Source organism: Kocuria sp. cx-455 (genome assembly GCF_057707085.1).
The window spans coordinates 205,750-222,921 of the sequence record NZ_JBYIPM010000002.1; the positions used below are offsets into that span (position 1 = coordinate 205,750).

General features: G+C 65.2%; 15 protein-coding genes. 9 read left to right on the forward strand and 6 right to left on the reverse strand.

What is annotated here, in order from left to right; genetic code table 11:
- The first annotated feature begins 60 nt into the window (after positions 1-60).
- The 3 genes from AC3ENJ_RS04780 to AC3ENJ_RS04790 are packed head-to-tail and all read left to right on the forward strand — an operon-like array spanning position 61 to position 3,493.
- Positions 61-1,707 (forward strand): LCP family protein, encoded by a 1,647-nt coding sequence (locus tag AC3ENJ_RS04780; RefSeq protein WP_431813257.1) that lies wholly within the window; start codon positions 61-63, stop codon positions 1,705-1,707.
- Between the two features lie 53 nt (positions 1,708-1,760).
- Positions 1,761-2,744, forward strand: a complete 984-nt coding sequence (locus tag AC3ENJ_RS04785) for a lipid II:glycine glycyltransferase FemX (RefSeq protein WP_431813258.1) — start codon at positions 1,761-1,763, stop codon at positions 2,742-2,744.
- Positions 2,741-3,493, forward strand: coding sequence for an SDR family NAD(P)-dependent oxidoreductase (locus AC3ENJ_RS04790; protein WP_431813259.1), 753 nt, complete (start codon positions 2,741-2,743; stop codon positions 3,491-3,493). The genes AC3ENJ_RS04785 and AC3ENJ_RS04790 overlap by 4 nt, the downstream gene beginning before the upstream one ends.
- 149 nt (positions 3,494-3,642) lie before the next feature.
- Here the strand turns inward: AC3ENJ_RS04790 and AC3ENJ_RS04795 are convergent, their stop codons facing one another.
- Both AC3ENJ_RS04795 and glpX read right to left on the reverse strand, forming a co-directional pair.
- Complete coding sequence (locus tag AC3ENJ_RS04795) at positions 3,643-5,052, reverse strand: hypothetical protein (RefSeq protein WP_431813260.1); 1,410 nt, start codon at positions 5,050-5,052, stop codon at positions 3,643-3,645.
- Positions 5,053-5,190: 138 nt separating this feature from the next.
- Entirely contained in the window at positions 5,191-6,204 is a 1,014-nt protein-coding gene (glpX, locus tag AC3ENJ_RS04800) for a class II fructose-bisphosphatase (RefSeq protein ID WP_190781730.1), read from the reverse strand.
- A gap of 144 nt (positions 6,205-6,348) precedes the next feature.
- On the opposite strand from glpX, the gene AC3ENJ_RS04805 reads away from it, so the two are divergent.
- The 3 genes from AC3ENJ_RS04805 (at position 6,349) to AC3ENJ_RS04815 (ending at position 9,272) form a co-directional block, all read left to right on the forward strand.
- Positions 6,349-6,990 (forward strand): DUF4245 domain-containing protein, encoded by a 642-nt coding sequence (locus AC3ENJ_RS04805; protein WP_431813261.1) that lies wholly within the window; start codon positions 6,349-6,351, stop codon positions 6,988-6,990.
- Between the two features lie 112 nt (positions 6,991-7,102).
- A complete protein-coding gene (locus AC3ENJ_RS04810) occupies positions 7,103-7,777 on the forward strand; it encodes a carbonic anhydrase (protein ID WP_431813262.1) in 675 nt (224 codons plus the stop codon).
- 88 nt (positions 7,778-7,865) lie between these two features.
- Complete coding sequence (locus tag AC3ENJ_RS04815) at positions 7,866-9,272, forward strand: class II fumarate hydratase (protein WP_431813263.1); 1,407 nt, start codon at positions 7,866-7,868, stop codon at positions 9,270-9,272.
- Positions 9,273-9,387: 115 nt separating this feature from the next.
- Here AC3ENJ_RS04815 and AC3ENJ_RS04820 read toward each other — a convergent pair whose 3' ends face one another.
- Together AC3ENJ_RS04820 and AC3ENJ_RS04825 are read right to left on the reverse strand one after the other, a co-directional pair.
- On the reverse strand, positions 9,388-9,645 hold the full coding sequence (locus tag AC3ENJ_RS04820; RefSeq protein WP_431813264.1) for a hypothetical protein: 258 nt from the start codon (positions 9,643-9,645) through the stop codon (positions 9,388-9,390).
- 22 nt (positions 9,646-9,667) lie between these two features.
- On the reverse strand, positions 9,668-10,909 hold the full coding sequence (locus tag AC3ENJ_RS04825; RefSeq protein WP_431813265.1) for a C45 family autoproteolytic acyltransferase/hydrolase: 1,242 nt from the start codon (positions 10,907-10,909) through the stop codon (positions 9,668-9,670).
- Positions 10,910-11,098: 189 nt separating this feature from the next.
- Between AC3ENJ_RS04825 and AC3ENJ_RS04830 the strand changes: the two genes are divergently transcribed.
- The 3 genes from AC3ENJ_RS04830 (at position 11,099) to AC3ENJ_RS04840 (ending at position 15,323) form a co-directional block, all read left to right on the forward strand.
- Positions 11,099-12,841 carry a pyruvate dehydrogenase gene (locus tag AC3ENJ_RS04830; protein ID WP_431813266.1) on the forward strand — a complete coding sequence of 581 codons (1,743 nt, stop codon included), beginning with the start codon at positions 11,099-11,101 and terminating at the stop codon, positions 12,839-12,841.
- 156 nt (positions 12,842-12,997) lie between these two features.
- Positions 12,998-14,164, forward strand: coding sequence for an ABC transporter ATP-binding protein (locus tag AC3ENJ_RS04835; protein WP_190781737.1), 1,167 nt, complete (start codon positions 12,998-13,000; stop codon positions 14,162-14,164).
- Between the two features lie 100 nt (positions 14,165-14,264).
- Positions 14,265-15,323, forward strand: coding sequence for an NAD(P)-dependent alcohol dehydrogenase (locus tag AC3ENJ_RS04840; protein WP_431813267.1), 1,059 nt, complete (start codon positions 14,265-14,267; stop codon positions 15,321-15,323).
- A gap of 19 nt (positions 15,324-15,342) precedes the next feature.
- On the opposite strand, the gene AC3ENJ_RS04845 is transcribed toward AC3ENJ_RS04840, so the two are convergent.
- Both AC3ENJ_RS04845 and AC3ENJ_RS04850 read right to left on the reverse strand, forming a co-directional pair.
- Positions 15,343-16,227: a carbohydrate ABC transporter permease gene (locus tag AC3ENJ_RS04845; RefSeq protein ID WP_190781738.1), complete on the reverse strand. Its 885-nt coding sequence runs from the start codon at positions 16,225-16,227 to the stop codon at positions 15,343-15,345.
- On the reverse strand, positions 16,227-17,168 hold the full coding sequence (locus AC3ENJ_RS04850) for a carbohydrate ABC transporter permease (RefSeq protein WP_431813268.1): 942 nt from the start codon (positions 17,166-17,168) through the stop codon (positions 16,227-16,229). The genes AC3ENJ_RS04845 and AC3ENJ_RS04850 overlap by 1 nt, the downstream gene beginning before the upstream one ends.
- Between the last annotated feature and the right edge of the window lie 4 nt (positions 17,169-17,172).

Here is a 17,172-nt window from a genome sequence, read left to right on the forward strand (position 1 = left end):
CCCAAGTCACCCGCGTGAGCCGGCCGCAACACCGCCTTCCCCAGCAGCACGGAGTTGCACGTGAACGGATCATCCCCCAGCGATGTCGGGGGTACCCCCTACCCGCCGTCGGCCCAGACCCCCTACGCGGCTGAAAGCGCCGCGGAAGATACCTTCCACGGTGCTTCGGCAGCCCGCGATCCGGGCAGTGGGCCCCGTAAAAAGCGCTCCAACGTGGCCGATCCGTTGCTCAACCCCAAATTCGCTGCCCCGGCCGACCGCACCAAACGTGCGTGGTGGCTGTTGGGCGCCACCGCACTTGTTCCGGGTTCGGCCCAGCTGGTGGCGGGCCGCAAGGGTTTGGGGCGGCTGGCCCTGCGTGTGACCGTGACCGTGTGGGCGCTGATTTTGTTCGCCGCCGTGCTGTGGCTCGTGTGGAAAACCGCGCTGATCTGGTTGCTCACCAACTCGATCACGTCGTGGATCCTGATGTTCGGCCTGCTGGCCCTGGCGCTGGGCTGGGTGTTTTTGTGGTTCGACACGCTGCGCCTGATCAGACCCGGCCTGCTCACCGACAAGGTGCGCCGAGCCGTGGTGATCGTGACCGTGCTGGCCATGATCGTCACCGGCGGCGGCTTGGCCTACGCCGCGCACCTGGTGTCCGTGACGCGAGGTGCCGTGTCCAACATCTTTGCCGGTGGTCTGCCGTTCGCCCCCGACAACGGGCGCTACAACATCCTGCTCATGGGCGGTGACGCCGGGGAGGACCGCGAGGGCCGCCGCCCGGACTCCATGACCGTGCTCAGCGTGGACGCGGACTCCGGCCGCACCGTGACCGTGTCCCTGCCCCGCAACCTGCAGAACGTCCCGTTCCCGGACGATTCCCCGCTGCACGATGTGTACCCCAGCGGATTCAGCTGCGGTGACGAGTGCATCATGAACGCGATCTACACGGACGTGATGCAGAACCACCAGGACCTCTACCCCGACGTTGCGGATCCAGGGGCGGAGGCCACCAAGGATGCCGCCGAGGGGGTCACCGGCCTGAAGATCCACGGGTACGTGCTGATCGACATGGACGGTTTCGAGTCCCTCGTGGACGCCCTGGGTGGCATCACCCTGGACGTGGGAGGACGCGTTCCCATGGGCGGTGGCACCAATTTGGACACCGGCCTGCCCAACCCCATTCTGGGGTGGATCGAACCCGGGGTTCAGCAGATGGATGGCTTCCACGCTCTCTGGTACGCCCGTTCCCGGGAAGGCGCCACGGATTACGACCGACAGGCCCGCCAGAGATGCGTCCAAGCCGCAATGCTCAAGCAGCTCAACCCGGTCAACGTGGCCACCAAGTTCGAGGACCTCACCAACTCGGGTGAGGAAATCATCGAGACGGACATCCCGCAGTCCTCCATCGGGTCCCTGGTCAACGTGGCCATAAAGGCCAAGGACCACGACCTCGAGCCCTACGCCGCGGGCCCGCCCTTCTACGACCAGTCCTTCCCCACGTACCCGGATTTCGAGCTCTTCCAGTCCGATCTGCAGGACGTGCTCGACAAGGCGACCGACGACGGCGCTGACGCCGCGGCGTCGTCGAACGTACCGGCCCGTGGCGTGGCCGGGGCACCGGGCGGAGTGGGCGTGGCAATGTCCGTACCCGTGCCGGCCTCGCCCGCAATGGTGACCACCGCCGAGGAACTGTCTCCCAACGGAACCTGCTCCGTTCCGTAATCGTGTCCGCGCTGCGCGTTCTGACGGGGGCCGCAGGTCGCTACAGTGGACGCGTGGCAAACATCCTGCAGTCCCAGGAATGGGCAGAGTTTCAGCAAAGCATTGGACACCAGGTGGTTCAGGCATCCGGCCGCGGATGGCGCTACCTGGCTACCGTGGAGGGCGGGCGCACGGGCCAGTACCTGTATTGCCCGTACGGACCCGAGGCTGATTCCCCGGAATCCTTCGACGTCGCTCTGGCGGACCTCACCCGCGTGGCCGAGGAACACAAGTGCTGGTTCGTGCGCGTGGAACCCGCCCATGCGAGCTTTGTGGACGGTCTGGAAACGGCCAAGTCTTCGTTGCGCCGCCGCGGCATGAAGCTGGCCCCGCGCCAGGTGCAGCCTTCGCATACGCAACTCATCGACCTGAGCAAGGACGAGAAAGAGCTGCTCAAGGACATGAAGTCCACCAACCGGAACCTGTACCGGAACATTCACAAGAAGGGCGTGACCATTGAGCGCTCGACCGACCCGGAGGACATCAACTACCTCCTGAAGTTCCTGGACGACACCGCCAAGCGTAAGGACTTCAACCGCCAACACGACGACTACCTGCGCGCCGTGGCCCGCTCACTCATACCCGCCGGCGCTGCCGCCGTCTATCTGGCGAAACTCGAGGACGAGCCCATTGCGGCGTCCCTCGTGTACGACTCCTCCGACACCCGCACGTACGCGCACGCGGCCATGGATCAGCGCCACCGCAAACTCTCCGCGGGTATTCCCCTGGTGGTCACCATGATCATGGACGCCAAGGAAAAGGGGCTGACGTGGTTCGACCTGTTCGGCACCGCTCCCGAGGGCGCCGGCCCCGACCACGAGTGGTACGGATTCACATCCTTCAAGAAGTCGTTCGGGGGTTCCCCGGTGTCCTTCCCCGGAACGTGGGACCTGCCGGTGTCGAGCGGGGGGTACGCCGCCTACACCGGTGTGCGCCACGCCCGGGAGGCGGTCACGAAGGTCCGGAAGAAAATCCGCGAGCGTAACATCAAGGCATGACTAAGACTGCTCTGATCACCGGTGCCACCGGGGGAATTGGCCGCGCTTTCACCGCCGAATTGCACCGGCGCGGCTATCAGGTGATCATCACCGGTCGGAGCACCGAGAAACTCACGGAACTGTCGCAAACGGTGACCGGCGGGGCGGCGCAAATCGTTGCGGCGGACCTCGCAACGCCAGAAGGTATCGGCACCCTGGTGGACGTGATCCGCTCCAATCCGCTGGACATCCTGGTCAACAATGCGGGATTCGGCACGCACGGTTCCTTCGCGGAGCTTGACCTGCAGCGCGAGCTCGAACAGGCCACCGTCAATATGACCGCGTTGCTGACTGCCACCCATCAAGCACTCCGGTCCATGACTGCACGCCGCACCGGCGCGATCCTGAACATTGCCTCCGTGGCCGGTTTCCAACCCCTTCCCTACATGGCCACGTACGGGGCCAGCAAAGCGTTCGTGGACAAGTTCTCCCTCGCGGTGGGGGCGGAAGCCCGCACATCCGGTGTGCTCGTCACCAGCGTGAACCCCGGTCCCGTGGACACACAGTTCTTCGATGTGGTGGGTTCCGATGCCGTGAACATCGGCCGTGCGCTGTCACCGGAGCAGGTCGTGGCCTCCGCCATGACCGCCGTGGACAAGCGCCGTTCCCGCGTGGTGGTACCCAGGGCATTCCACGCCGTGGAGGCCATCACCCGTGTGCTGCCGGCATCGCTCATGGCGCGTGCCGCGTCCATCGTGTCCGGGCGGTAGGCGCTGCGGCGCACGGGCGGTTGCGTTGGAGCCACCACCCGCACTTCAGGGGCCGGTAGGGCCTTCCACGTTGGCCGGAAGGGTTCCAGCGGGCCCTGAGACGTCGTCCGTGGTTCTACCGGCCCCCGAGGAACCGCGCGACCTCGGGATCACCAGCGCGCGGCATCGCGGATAGCGGCAGTTCCCTCGCTCACGATTCGACGCGCGAAGCCGCGAACCTTGCCCGGCTCGGCCGGAGCGGCACCGGAGGAAGCGGCGTCGGCGTCGTCCTTGGTCATGAAGGACGGGCGCGCGGGCGTGGGCAGCCTGGGAACGGAGACCGCCGGTAGGCGTCGCGATTTCTTGTCCTGCGCGGGCGGCTCGTCCGGGCCAGCGGTGGTTTTCGTCTCGCCCCCAGCGGGTTCGGCCGAGGCCGGTGGCGTCTTCTGTCTGGGTGCCGCGGGTTGGCGAGCGAGATCCGGATCGGCGTCGACGGGGTTGTTGGCTTCCTGCGCCGCAAGCGAACCTGTCTCGGGCGCCGCCGGGTCGCTGTCGCGAGCGGGCTGCGGAGCCAGCACTTTGGACCGACGTTTCTTCTGGGGCGAGCGCTCACCGAAAATCTTGTGGCGGGTCTTCTCCGCCCGGCCGGCCAGCTGATAGTCACTGATCAGCGGGTGCTCCCACACGCCCAGGATTTCTCTGCGGTCCTCCGCGAGTTCACGCAGCACCACGGACGGGCTCTCGGAGTCCGGGTCTCCCGCAACGATCTTGTGGACCCGCCGCTGCTGCAACTGCACCAGTCCGGTGAGCAATAGCGCGTCATCCACGCCCAGTTGGCGGGCGCGGTCGGTGAATCCCACGCGGTAGAGCATGGCGGACTCGCCGGTGTGCACGAACCACAGGTAGCCCAGGGCGGTTTCTTGTTCACCTTCTGCGTGTTCGGTGACCACGAGGAACACGGAGTCCTGACCCACGGCTTTGAGCAAATCGTCGATGTGCGCGGTGCGCAGGCCCACGTTGGCAAGGCTCTGCGTAGTGGCGGACACGCGCCGCACCTTGACACCGGCCATTTTGAGGCCGGCGCGGCAGCGTTCAAGGGTCCCGCTGGACAGCCGCCTCGACAGGTCGCTCTCGGTCTCGCCCAGGCGGACAATCAGTTCCCGCGGCCCGGCTTCACCCTTGCGGATCTTGTCACGACGCCGATACCCCGCCTCGTCGAGATCGGACAGTAATTGCGGGCTGACCGCAGTGTCCGGGCTGACACGCAGGACGGCGCCGTGGTGCGTCTCGCGGGCATAGTCCTGCAGGGCACCGAGAACTCCGACGAGTTCGTGGGGACTTTTCACGTGGAGGGACCTGGCATCCACCACGGTGTGCTTGTCCTCGGGATAGATCAGCAGCTGGCCATAACCAATGGTTTGATCTGCGCGATCCACCATCACGCGTTCCACGCTGATCTGCTCGTCCGTGAGGGATTCGGCTTCACCGATGCCCCACAGCAGCTGGGGATTCCCGCCGGTCACGCGAACCCTTGCGTCCCACATTTTCCGGTTCTCACACGGGTTCACGCTCAATGACACGGTGCGTCCTTTCGTCAGTGCCCAGCACACCGTCTCACAGCTTAGCTGCGGACAGCACTCGCGCGTGACCACCCGGGTGGGGCGATCACGCGCGCGTGTGCTGATGCACTGCGAAGAGTTCAGCGGCGGGAGGGTGGATCAGTTGTTGCCGCGCTCGTACTTCTCCCACTTCTTGGCCACGTGCTCTGCCTCGACCATGCGCACGGTGCCCGACTTGGAACGCATCACAATGGACTGGGTGGTGATCCGGGGTCCGCGGTACCGGACACCGCGCAGGAGATCGCCGTCCGTGATGCCGGTGGCGGCGAAGAAGCAGTTGTTCGAGGTCACCAGTTCATCGGTGGTCAGAATGCGATCCACGTCGAGGCCGGCTTCGGCGGCCTTCTCCCGCTCGGCCTCGTCGGTCGGCGCCAGGCGACCCTGGATCACACCGCCGGTGGCCTTCACGGCGCACGCGGTCACGATGCCTTCCGGTGTTCCGCCGATCCCCATCATCACGTCAACACCCGTCCCCTCGCGGCACGCGGCAATGGCGCCGGCAACGTCGCCGTCGAGAATCATGCGCGTACGGGCACCGGTCGCGCGGATTTCCTCCACGAGGCCTTGGTGGCGGGGGCGGTCCAGCACGCACACGGTGAGCTGGTTGGTCTTCACGCCGCGGGCCTTGGCCACGAGGTGCAGGTTTTGCTTGACCGGCAGTCGCAGGTCCACCATGTCCGCGGCCTCGGGGCCGACCACGAGCTTGTCCATGTAGAACACGGCGGAGGGATCGAACATCGAACCGCCGTCCGCGACGGCAATGACGGCCAGGGCATTGTTCATGCCCAACGCGGTCAATCGGGTTCCGTCAATGGGGTCCACTGCGACATCTGAGGCGGGGCCGCTGCCGTCGCCCACCTGCTCGCCGTTGTAGAGCATGGGGGCTTCGTCCTTCTCGCCCTCACCGATCACCACGGTGCCGTTGAAGCTGACGGTGGACAGGAACGAACGCATGGCATCCACTGCTGCGCCGTCCGCCCGGTTCTTATCACCCGCACCAACCCAGTGACCGCCGGCAATTGCGGCAGCCTCCGTAACGCGGACCAGTTCCAGGGCCAGATTTCGGTCCGCCGCGTTACCTGAAGCGCTACCTGCGGTTGTTTGAGTCGCCATGTTCCTCACCTTCGAGTCAGCTGCGCCGGTGTGCCTCGCATCGCACGTGGTCGTGGGCGAGCACACAAGCCTTGCGTGCTTTTCCAGCATATCCCCGGCCTTGTCCGATTGGGCGGGTATGTCGCGGCACGGCACAATGGACTCGTGAGTGATTCCGCTACAACGCCGCCCCGCAACCCTGACGAGCCTCAGGTCACTTCCGCGACCCCGGAGGAAGGCGCCCCGCTGCCCCAGATCACCACCAAACAAGCGGCCAAGATCAACGCGCCCATTCGCGGCATGATCATCTCGATGGCCGTGCTGCTCCTGCTGATCCTGCCGTTCCTGTGGCTGGCACCCAGGCCTGACGCTCAGCCCTACCGCGCAGACGTCAACGTGTCCGAAGAGGCGGGTTTCGTGGCCGACCAAGCCGAGTTCACCCCCGCGGCTCCGAACCTCGGTGACGACTGGACCGCCAATTACGCCCGCTGGGACGCCAATTCCCAAGAGGGAGTGCCGCTGTGGAGCGTTGGTTACCTGTCCCCCGGTTACCACCTGGTCGAAATGGTCCAGACCGCCGAATCCAATCCCACCTGGGTGGCGCAGCGCACCGAGTTGATCCCCGTGACCGGTCAGAAGGACGTGGGCGGAATTTCGTGGGACATTCATCACCGTGACCCCTCGGGGAAGCAGGAGGAGTTCACCGCGTGGGTCGGCACGCTCGAGGACTCCACCGTGATTCTCAGCGGCAAGGCCGGTGAGAGTGAGTTCGAGCACGTCGCGAAGGCTTTGGCCGAGGGCCGCTGAGGTCGAAGACCGGCTTCGGTCCCGTCGAGTGAGGACCCGGGGTTTAAGCTAGGAACGTGCCCGGGGGCAGGACCTTCTGGCGCGCCAACCGTGAGTCGAACCGGGAGCCACCGTGAGCGAAAAGACCCAGCCGAAAATCAGCGACGCCAAGAAGCCGACCGGCACACCCAGGACACCTCAGGCCGCTTGGCAGCGTTTGCAGGACGGTAACGAGCGGTTCATTGCCGGCGAGACCCTACACCCGCATCAGGACGCTCAGCGGCGCAAGGATCTGGAGCACGCGCAGAAGCCGTTCGCCGTGATCTTCGGTTGCTCCGATTCGCGCCTGGCTGCGGAAATCATTTTCGACCTGGGTCTGGGCGATGCGTTCGTGATCCGCACGGCCGGTCAGGTCATTGACAACGCGGTGCTGGGCACCCTCGAGTACGCCATCGATGTGTTGGGCACCCCGCTGATCATGGTGCTCGGTCATGACTCGTGCGGTGCCGTGACCGCGACCAAGGGCGCCGTCGACTCTGGTGAGCTCCCCCGCGGTTTTCAACGTGACCTGGTGGAGCGCATCACACCGTCGGTCCTGGAATCCAAGCGCAAGGGTCTGAACACCCTCTCCGACATGGTCGTGGAGCACACCAAACAGACGGCTTCGCGCATGTTGGACCAGTCCCAATCGATCGCGGCGGCCGTCTCCAAGGGCGACGCTGCGGTGATCGGCGTGTTCTACCACCTGGACGCGGGTAAGGCGGAGCTCGTCTACGGTCACGGCCCGTGGTTCCCCGAGCGCAGCTGACAGCGCGCACGATCCTGCCGGCCACGGTGGCGTGTCACCGCACGCCACCGAAAGCCCGGCCCCGATCCGAGCGCATAAGCTAGGGGTCATGGCAGAAAATACTGAGTACCGCATCGAACACGACACCATGGGTGAGGTCCGCGTTCCCAAGAACGCCCTGTACCGCGCTCAGACCCAGCGTGCCGTGGACAACTTCCCGATTTCCGGCTCCACCCTGGAGCGCCAGCACATCAAGGCGCTCGCCCAGGTGAAGAAGGCCGCGGCTACCGCCAATGAGGAACTGGGCGTCCTGGACGCCCAGCGCGCCCAGGCCATTCGCGACGCCGCCGACGCCGTCGCCTCCGGCGACTACGACGACAACTTCCCCATTGACGTGTTCCAGACCGGTTCCGGAACCTCCTCCAACATGAACACCAACGAGGTTCTGGCCACCCTGGCCACCCGCTCGCTGGAGTCCGAGGGCGTGGAGGTCCACCCCAACGACCACGTCAACGCCTCGCAGTCCTCCAACGACGTGTTCCCCACCTCCGTGCACGTGGCCGTGACCAACGCGCTGATCAACGATCTCAAGCCCGCCATGGACGTGTTGGCCACGTCCCTGGAGAAAAAGGCCGAAGAGTTCAAGAACATCGTGAAGTCCGGCCGCACCCACTTGATGGACGCCACCCCGGTGACCCTGGGTCAGGAATTCGGTGGATACGCCGCGCAGGTTCGCTACGGCATCGAACGCATTGACGCGTCCCTGCCCCGCGTGGCCGAGGTTCCCCAGGGCGGCACCGCCGTGGGCACCGGCATCAACACCCCGGACGGCTTCTCCGCCCGCGTGATCGAACTGCTGGCCGAGGAAACCGGCCTGCCGATCACCGAAGCTCGCAACCACTTCGAGGCGCAGGCCAACCGTGACGGTTTGGTAGAGGCTTCCGGGCAGCTGCGCAACATCGCGTACTCCTACATGAAGTTCATGAACGACATCCGCTGGATGGGTTCCGGGCCCAACACCGGTCTGGGCGAGTTGCACATCCCCGATCTGCAGCCGGGTTCGTCCATCATGCCGGGCAAGGTCAACCCCGTGATCTGCGAAGCGGCCATCCAGGTTTCCGCCCAGGTCATCGGCAACGACACCACCGTGGCGCTGTCCTCCACCAACGGCGCGTTCGAGCTCAACGTGGGCATCCCCGTGATGGCCGCCAACCTGCTCGAGTCCATCCGCCTGCTCGCCAATATCTCCCGCGTTGCCGCGGAGAAGATGGTCGACGGGCTGGTGGCCAATGAGGAACGCTGCACCTTCCTCGCGGAAGCTTCCCCCTCCATCGTGACCCCGCTCAACAAGGCCATCGGCTATGAGGCCGCGGCCAAGATCGCCAAGCACGCCGTGGCCAACAAGGTGACGGTGCGCGAAGCCACCGTGGAGCTCGGATACGTGGACGGTGAGAAGCTCACCGAGGAGCAGCTGGACAAGGCTCTGGACGTCACCACCATGACGGGCACCTACTGATCCGACGTCAGCCCCCGGACACTGATCGGTCCCGGAGACGGATCACCGGTGCACGGTTGAATGCTTCGGCCCCGCACGGAAAAAACCGTGCGGGGCCGAAGCATTGAAGGAACGGTCAGGCTTTCCAGCGGGACCAGGCCGCCTGCCGGGAAGTCCCGGCCGCGCCGGCCACGGCCGTCCACGACGACGCCGCCGCGACGTTGCGCGCGCTGGCCCCCAGGGACTCACCCACGGTTGCGCTCAATCGCAGCAGCGACTGGAACGCCTCCGGATCGCCACTCGCGGCGAGCTGGCGCACGGCTTCCATGGCCGCATGTTCCAACTGGGCCACGGGAGTCGGCCCGGCACTGGACTCAGGGATGTCGGTACTCACGTGTCCATCATGGCACCGAGGCTCAGCGGCCCACCAGTACAACGCTCCGGGTGTCGTCCGCGTCCTCGAAGCCACGCTTCCAGGACACACCGGGCCAGCGGTACTCGACCGAGCCCTCGTCCGGGCGGTAGTGAGCAGTGAACAACGTGCCGAAGCCGCCGGAGAAGTTGTCCTGGTAAAGCGGGTCCTCGAGGAACTGATCGCGCATCTCGTCGGCGCTGATCTCGGTCTCCACGGTGCGGTCCAGGTGCTCGAGGCGCTCCACGGAGCAGAACTGGGCGGCTTTGGCGGGGTACTCCGGCTCCTTGCCGCGGTGGTTGGTCGCGATGCAGGCGTCGAAGAACTCGGCCTTCTGGCCGGGGGCCACGAACGCTGTGAACCTCTCACCCGAGGTGTCCACCACGGTGATGTTGTACGACATGGACACCGGCAACTCGCGCAGTAGTTCGCGTGCCTGCTGGGCGGTCTCGGCCACTTCCAGCAGGTAACGGATCACGATCGGGATCGCGAAGCCCGGGCCCGATCCGGGCCGGCCACCGAATGTGAGGGACACGGCCAGGCCGGCGTCATTCATGCCGTCCAGCAGCCCCCACAGGCAGTCACCGGTGCCGAGGACCTTGCGACCGGTGAATTCGCTGGAGTACACGGTGGCTTCCCACAGGCTCGGGACGTAGTCGTAGTTGCGGGTCAGTGAGGTCTGCTCACCCGTGAGCGCGACCTGCGAGCATGCCGGCGCGAACGCGGGGAGGTTCCACATGGTCAAAAAGCGCGCCGCGACGTCGTCATTGCCGGTGAGCTCCACGAGTTTGCGCCACGTGGGCATCAGCTCGGGCATGTGCTTCTCGAGCATGCCGCGCGCCTCGTTCAGGTCGGGGCGCACGCCTGCTCCGGTTTGGTACCACGAGCGGTAGGCGGGCCAGGTGGCGTCGAACAGGGCCTTCCAGCGCGGGCCCGGCTGCGACTCGCGGATACCGAACACCGTCACGGGGAATTCGCGCCGCGCGGGCCACGACGCCGCCGCGTCGTCGTGGTCCGCACCGATGTCGGCTGCCTTGGTATCTGTCGCCGCGGAGGTGCCACGGGCGGGACGGATGGTTCCGCCGGCGACGTCGAGGGTGGGCGCACCGCGGTAGAAATCAACCCAGTTGATTCGGGGCGAGGCGGTCTCTGCCCAGTTGACGGCGGTCCAGTCAATGGCCGCCCAGTCGATATCGCTCCAGCGTGCGCGGGTCCGGGGTGCGTGGGTCGTCTGTTCGCAAGTCATACGTCAAGGAAACATTGACACTGGGCACCGTGTCAAGCTTTTCTTGACACGCTCCCGGGGTGACTCAACGCACCCCTCTCGGTTCCGCACCTCACAAACCCCTCCCCCATGCGCACATGCCCGCCTAGGCTGGGTCACAAGCAAGCTTGTGACCGGGCCACGGTCACCCCCGTTCGGTAGGAGCAACACGTGAAACTCGCAGAGCAAATCATCCAGCAGCTCATGGACGCGGGCGTCCAGCGCATTTACGGCGTGGTGGGGGACAGCCTTAACCCCATCGTGGACGCGGTCCGTCGCACCGGCGGCGCAACAAAGGGCGGCATCGACTGGGTCCATGTGCGCCACGAAGAGGCCGCCGCCTTTGCCGCGAGCGCAGAAGCTCAACTGACGGGCCAATTGGCGGTGTGCGCGGGTTCGTGCGGGCCGGGAAACCTGCACCTGATCAACGGCCTCTACGACGCCAACCGTTCGGGGGCACCCGTGGTGGCGATCGCCTCCCACATTCCGTCGCAGTACATCGGTTCTTCCTACTTCCAGGAGACCCACCCAGACCGCCTGTTTAACGAGTGCTCGGTGTACTCCGAATTGATCAGTACTCCCACGCAGTCCCCCGCCGTGGTCAGCTCGGCCATCCAGCACGCCATGACGGTTCCGGGCGTGGCCGTCATCACGCTGCCCGGTGATATCGCCGAGTCCGAGACCCAGGCGGATGCCCGGCCGTTCTGCGTGCCGGAATCGGGCGCCATCGTCCCTTCGGACGCGACCATCGAGCGCGTGGCGAACGCCCTGAACAACGCCCGGGATGTGGCGATCTTCGCGGGGATCGGTGTGGCCGGCGCCCACGACGAGGTGATTGCCCTTGCGGACACCCTGGGTGCCCCGATCGGGCATTCGCTGCGCGGTAAGGACCAGATCCAGTACGACAACCCGTTCGACGTGGGTATGACCGGCCTCCTCGGCTACGGCGCCGCGGCCGAGGGACTCAAGGGCGCCGACGTCATGGTCATGCTGGGCACGGATTTCCCGTACGACCAGTTCCTGCCGGACGTCACCACCATCCAGGTGGACACGGATGCCTCCGTGATCGGTCGCCGCACCGGCGTGGACATCCCCGTGCACGGTGATGTGAAATCGACCATCCTCAAGCTGCTGCCGGAATTGAAGCGGAAGAAGAACCGCTCGTTCCTCAAGAAGACTCTCGCCAAGCACGACAAGCTCATGAACAAGGCCGTGGGCGCGTATACCCGCAACGTCGAGAAAATGACGCCCATTCACCCGGAATACGCGGCGTCGATCCTGGACCAGGTGGCCTCGGAGAACGCGATTTTCACCGCGGACACCGGCATGTGCAACGTGTGGACGGCCCGCTACATCAACCCGCTGGGAACCCGGCGCGTGATCGGCTCCTACCGGCACGGCTCAATGGCCAATGCCCTCCCCCAGTCCATCGGCGCGCAACTGGCCTACCCGGACCGCCAGGTCATCTCGGTCTCCGGCGACGGCGGACTGTCCATGCTCATGGGTGAGCTGCTCACACTGGCCGTCTACGACCTGCCCGTCACCGTGGTGGTGTTCAACAACTCCTCGCTGGGCATGGTCAAGTTGGAAATGCTCGTGGACGGCATGCCTGATTTCGGCGTGGACGTACCGCAGACCAACTACGCGGCCATTGCACAGGCCGCCGGTTTGCAGGGGATTCGCGTGGAACGACCCACGGACCTGGAGGGCGCGTTCACCACCGCTCTGGCACACCGGGGGCCCTCAGTGGTGGAAATCATCACGGACCCCAATGCCCTGTCGATCCCACCGCAGATCGAGAGCACCCAGGTCTTCGGGTTCGCCACCGCCATGTCCAAGATTGTCTTCAACGGTGGCGCGGGCGAGGCCGTCTCCATGGCGCGCTCCAACCTGCGCAACATTCCGCGCGGCTGAGTCGGCCGGGTTGTTCCCCTTTCTTCATTGGTGACAGGGGTGGCGGTTATCACATGAGCTTCGCTATGATCTCACATGAGAGTGGCACGGGTCACTCCCGCTATCCTTTTCTCCTACGGATCGTCCGGCACGTGCCTGCCGGGAAAGAGGAATCACATGTCCAGCGTGCGCTACGACAGGGTGACCTGTCAGTATCCCGGGGCCGAGCGCCCCTCCGTCTCCGACCTGAGCTTGGATATCGCCGACGGCGAGTTCCTGGTCCTCGTGGGCCCCTCCGGTTGCGGCAAATCCACCACCCTGCGCATGCTTGCGGGCCTGGAGGACGTGACGGGCGGCTCCATTCACATCGGCGACAACGAGGTGACCGACACCGCCTCCCGCGATCGTGACATCGCCATGGTTTTCCAGAACTACGCGCTGTACCCGCACATGACGGTGCGCGACAACATGGGCTTCGCCCTCAAGATCGCAAAGGTGGGCGAGGCCGAGCGCACCAAGCGCATCGAGGAAGCAGCCAAGATCTTGGACCTCACCGAGTACCTGGACCGCAAGCCCAAGGCCCTGTCCGGTGGTCAGCGCCAGCGCGTGGCCATGGGACGCGCCATTGTGCGCTCGCCCCAGGTATTCCTCATGGACGAGCCGCTGTCCAACTTGGACGCCAAGCTGCGTGTGCAGACCCGCACCCAAATCGCCTCCCTCACCCGCCGCTTGGGTGTGACCACGGTGTACGTGACCCACGATCAGACCGAGGCCATGACCATGGGTGATCGCGTGGCGGTCCTCAAGGACGGGCGTCTCATGCAGGTGGATACGCCCCGCGAGCTCTACGATCGCCCGGCCAACGAGTTCGTGGCCGGTTTCATCGGCTCCCCCGCCATGAATCTCTTCCGCGCCCCCGTGACCCAGGACGGCGCGGTGGAACTGGGCACGTTGAAGCTGCCTCTCAGCGCTGCGGCTCGGGAAGCACTCACCGGTTCCGAGGTCACCGTGGGCATCCGGCCGGAAGATCTGGTGCCGTCCGAGAGGGGACAGGGTTTGGCGGTCGTCGCGGATATTGTGGAAGAACTCGGGGCGGACGCGTACGTCTACGGCCACCTGGATCACCAATCCGACCAGCACGTCACCCCCATTGCGGGGGTGGCCGGTCACGATGAGGACACCGTTCCGAACACCGGGATTAGTGCGGAAGCGGACGAGAGTCCCATTGTGATTCGTGTGGACGGCCGGCAACCACCGGCCGCGGAATCTACCCTGTGGGTCAGTGCCGGTGGCGACCGGCTCCATCTCTTCGACGCCGGCACGGGCGAACGACTCCCGGACTGATGTCTTGCCCATGATCCGAAACGTCACGCGCCCTCTCGGGGGCGCGTGACGTTTCTTGTATTTCTGGTCTGCATTCACTGACTATCGGAAGGCCACCACCGTGACTCCCACCAACCCCGCCGACATTCCCGTTATCCCCGCCACCATGAGGGCCAGTGTGCTGCGGGCTCCGCATCAGTTGGAGATCCAGGAGCGTGCCGTCCAGCATCCCGGCCCGCACGAGGTGCTGATCCGCATCACCTCGGTGGGTGTGTGTGGCTCCGACACCCACTACTACGAGCACGGGCGGATCGGTGATTTCGTGGTGGAGGAGCCTTTGATTCTGGGCCACGAACCCGCCGGCGTCATCGTTGCGGTCGGAACGGACGTCCACGACCGGCACGTGGGCCAGCGGGTCTCACTGGAGCCAGGAATCCCCCAGCCGTTCTCGTCCCAGACGCTGCACGGGCAGTACAACCTGGACCCGGCGGTCCGGTTCTTCGCGACTCCGCCCGTCGACGGCGTGTTCTGCGAGTACGTGACCCATCCCGCCGCCTTCTCGCATCCCGTTCCGGACGCACTCTCCGACGACGCCGCCGCACTCCTCGAACCGCTGTCCGTGGGTATCAGTGCCGTGCGCGCTGCGGGTGTCACCCTGGGCGACCGTGTTCTGGTGACCGGTGCCGGACCGGTGGGGCTACTTGCCGCCCAGTGCGCTCGTCTGGCCGGCGCCCTGGACGTGGTGGTGACCGACACCCGCGATGACCGCCTCGACACGGCTGAGAGCTACGGGGCCACGAAGACGTTCCGAGCGGACAACGGGCCGTCCCCGGAGAGTCCCTTCCCCGGCAGCGGATACACCGTGCTGCTCGACGCGAGCGGTGCCGAACCCGCGATCCTTGCCGGGATGGCGCGTCTGGCGCCGGGTGGTCGCGTGGTGCTCGTGGGAATGGGCGCGGACATCCTCCGCCTGCCGGTACCCCTGGTCCAGGAGCGACAACTGCACCTCACGGGCATTTTCCGCTACGCCAACACGTGGGACACCGCGATCCGCATGGTTGAGCAGGGCCACGTGGACCTGGATTCCTTGGTCACCTCACGCCACGGCCTGGACGACGTCGCCTCGGCATTGACCGCTGGGACGCGCCCAGGCGCGTTGAAAGCTGTCGTGAACCCCTGACGGGGCCGATGGGCGTCGGCTACTTGATGGCGCCCATCGACAGACCGCGCACCAGCTGCTTCTGCGCGATCCACCCGGCAAGCACCACGGGCAGTGAGGCCAAGACACTGGCCGCCGAGAGGCGGGCCAGGAAGAGGCCCTCACTGGTCATGGTGGATACCAGCATGATGGGCACGGTGGCTGCGTCCGCGGCCGTGAGGTTGAGGGCGAAAAAGAACTCGTTCCACGCGAAAATCACGCAGATCAGGGCTGTTGATGCGATACCCGGTGCGACCATGGGGATCAGCACCACGCGCATCGTGGTCATCAGCGATGCGCCGTCCATCTGGGCAGCCTCGAGCACCTCGCGCGGGACCTCTTGGAAGAACGATCGCATCATCCACACCGCCAGCGGCAGGTTCATGGCCGTGTACAGGAACACCAGGGTCCACACATTGTCCAGAACCTTGAGTTTGCCCGCGACAACGTAAATGGGCATGATCACGGCGACCACCGGGAGCATCTTGGTGGAGATGAAGAAGAACAACACGTCCTTGGTCTTCTCCACCGGTCGGATGCTCACGGCGTAGGCGGCGGGAATCGCCATCACGATCACGAGGATCGTGGAGACCACCGTGGCGATGACCGAGTTCCACAGATATCCGCCCGCACCGGCCTCGAACACGGCCTTGTACTGATCCAGTGTGGGAGTGAAGAAGAATTTGGGAGGGTTGGAAGCGGCGTCGGCCTCTTGTTTGAACGAGGTAAGCACCATCCACAGGACGGGCATGAAGAACCCGAGGGCCAGCAGCCACGTGAACAGGGTCAGCGCTGCGGATCCCGCACCACCGCTTTTGCGCGTGCGAGGCGCAGGCGGCTGCGAGGTTTCTACCGGGGGCGTCTGCGTTTGAACGGTGGTGCTCATCAGTTCTGCTCCGTGCTCATGAAGCCCTTGAAAATCAATCGCAGGGCGAAGTTGGCAATGATGATCGTGGCAATGACAACCACCACGCCCATGGCTGCGGCCTGACCGATGTCAAAGCCCAGGAAGGCGCGTTGATAGATGTAGTACGGCAAATTGGCACTACTGGTACCGGGCCCGCCGGCGGTCATTAAATAGATCTGGTCGAAGGTATTGACCACGTAAATCGCACCCAACAGCACAGACAGTTCGATGTAGCGGCGCAGGTGCGGCAGGGTGATGAAGAAGAACGTCTGCAGGGCGGTAGCGCCGTCCATCTGCGCGGCCTCCAGAACGTCCTTGGGCTGGGACTGAAGACCCGCCAGGATCAGGAGCATCATGAACGGGGTCCACTGCCACACCAGGGCGATCAGGATCGAGATGACGGGGTGGGATGACGTCCAATCCACGGCTGGGATTCCAAAAATCCCCAACACCCAGTTCACCAAACCGTACGTGGGGTTGAACATGGACGTGGACCACAACGTGGCTGCCGCCACCGGCATGATCAGGAACGGTGTGATCAGCAGGGTTCGCACCACGCCACGGCCCAGGAACTTGCGGTCGAGCAGGAGCGCGAACAGGATGCCGAGCACCATGGCGATCAGCACGCAGCCGAGGGTGTAGATCACCGAGTTCATCGCAACCTGGCGGAAGGTGCGGTCGGCGAAAATCTCGATGTAGTTGCTCAGACCGACGAACACGTCCGAGGCCGGATTCAACAGGTTCCACGAGCGCAGCGAGTACCAAATGGTGATCAGGAACGGGATCTGCGTGGCAATGATCGTGAAGATCAATGCCGGCAGTAGCGGTAGGCGCCGCTGCCACGCATCACTGCGATGCGGCGTTTGAGCGCGAGATGTGCGTGGGCGGCTCGGACGGGCGGCCCCGGTTGATGTGGACATAGCG

Coding starts and splice junctions, on each gene's coding strand:
- AC3ENJ_RS04790 (WP_431813259.1), top strand. CDS start 2,741: ATGACTAAGACTGCTCTGATCACCGGTGCCACCGGGGGAATTGGCCGC.
- glpX (WP_190781730.1), bottom strand. CDS start 6,204: ATGGCGACTCAAACAACCGCAGGTAGCGCTTCAGGTAACGCGGCGGAC.
- AC3ENJ_RS04815 (WP_431813263.1), top strand. CDS start 7,866: ATGGCAGAAAATACTGAGTACCGCATCGAACACGACACCATGGGTGAG.
- AC3ENJ_RS04825 (WP_431813265.1), bottom strand. CDS start 10,909: ATGACTTGCGAACAGACGACCCACGCACCCCGGACCCGCGCACGCTGG.
- AC3ENJ_RS04835 (WP_190781737.1), top strand. CDS start 12,998: ATGTCCAGCGTGCGCTACGACAGGGTGACCTGTCAGTATCCCGGGGCC.
- AC3ENJ_RS04845 (WP_190781738.1), bottom strand. CDS start 16,227: ATGAGCACCACCGTTCAAACGCAGACGCCCCCGGTAGAAACCTCGCAG.
- AC3ENJ_RS04850 (WP_431813268.1), bottom strand. CDS start 17,168: ATGTCCACATCAACCGGGGCCGCCCGTCCGAGCCGCCCACGCACATCT.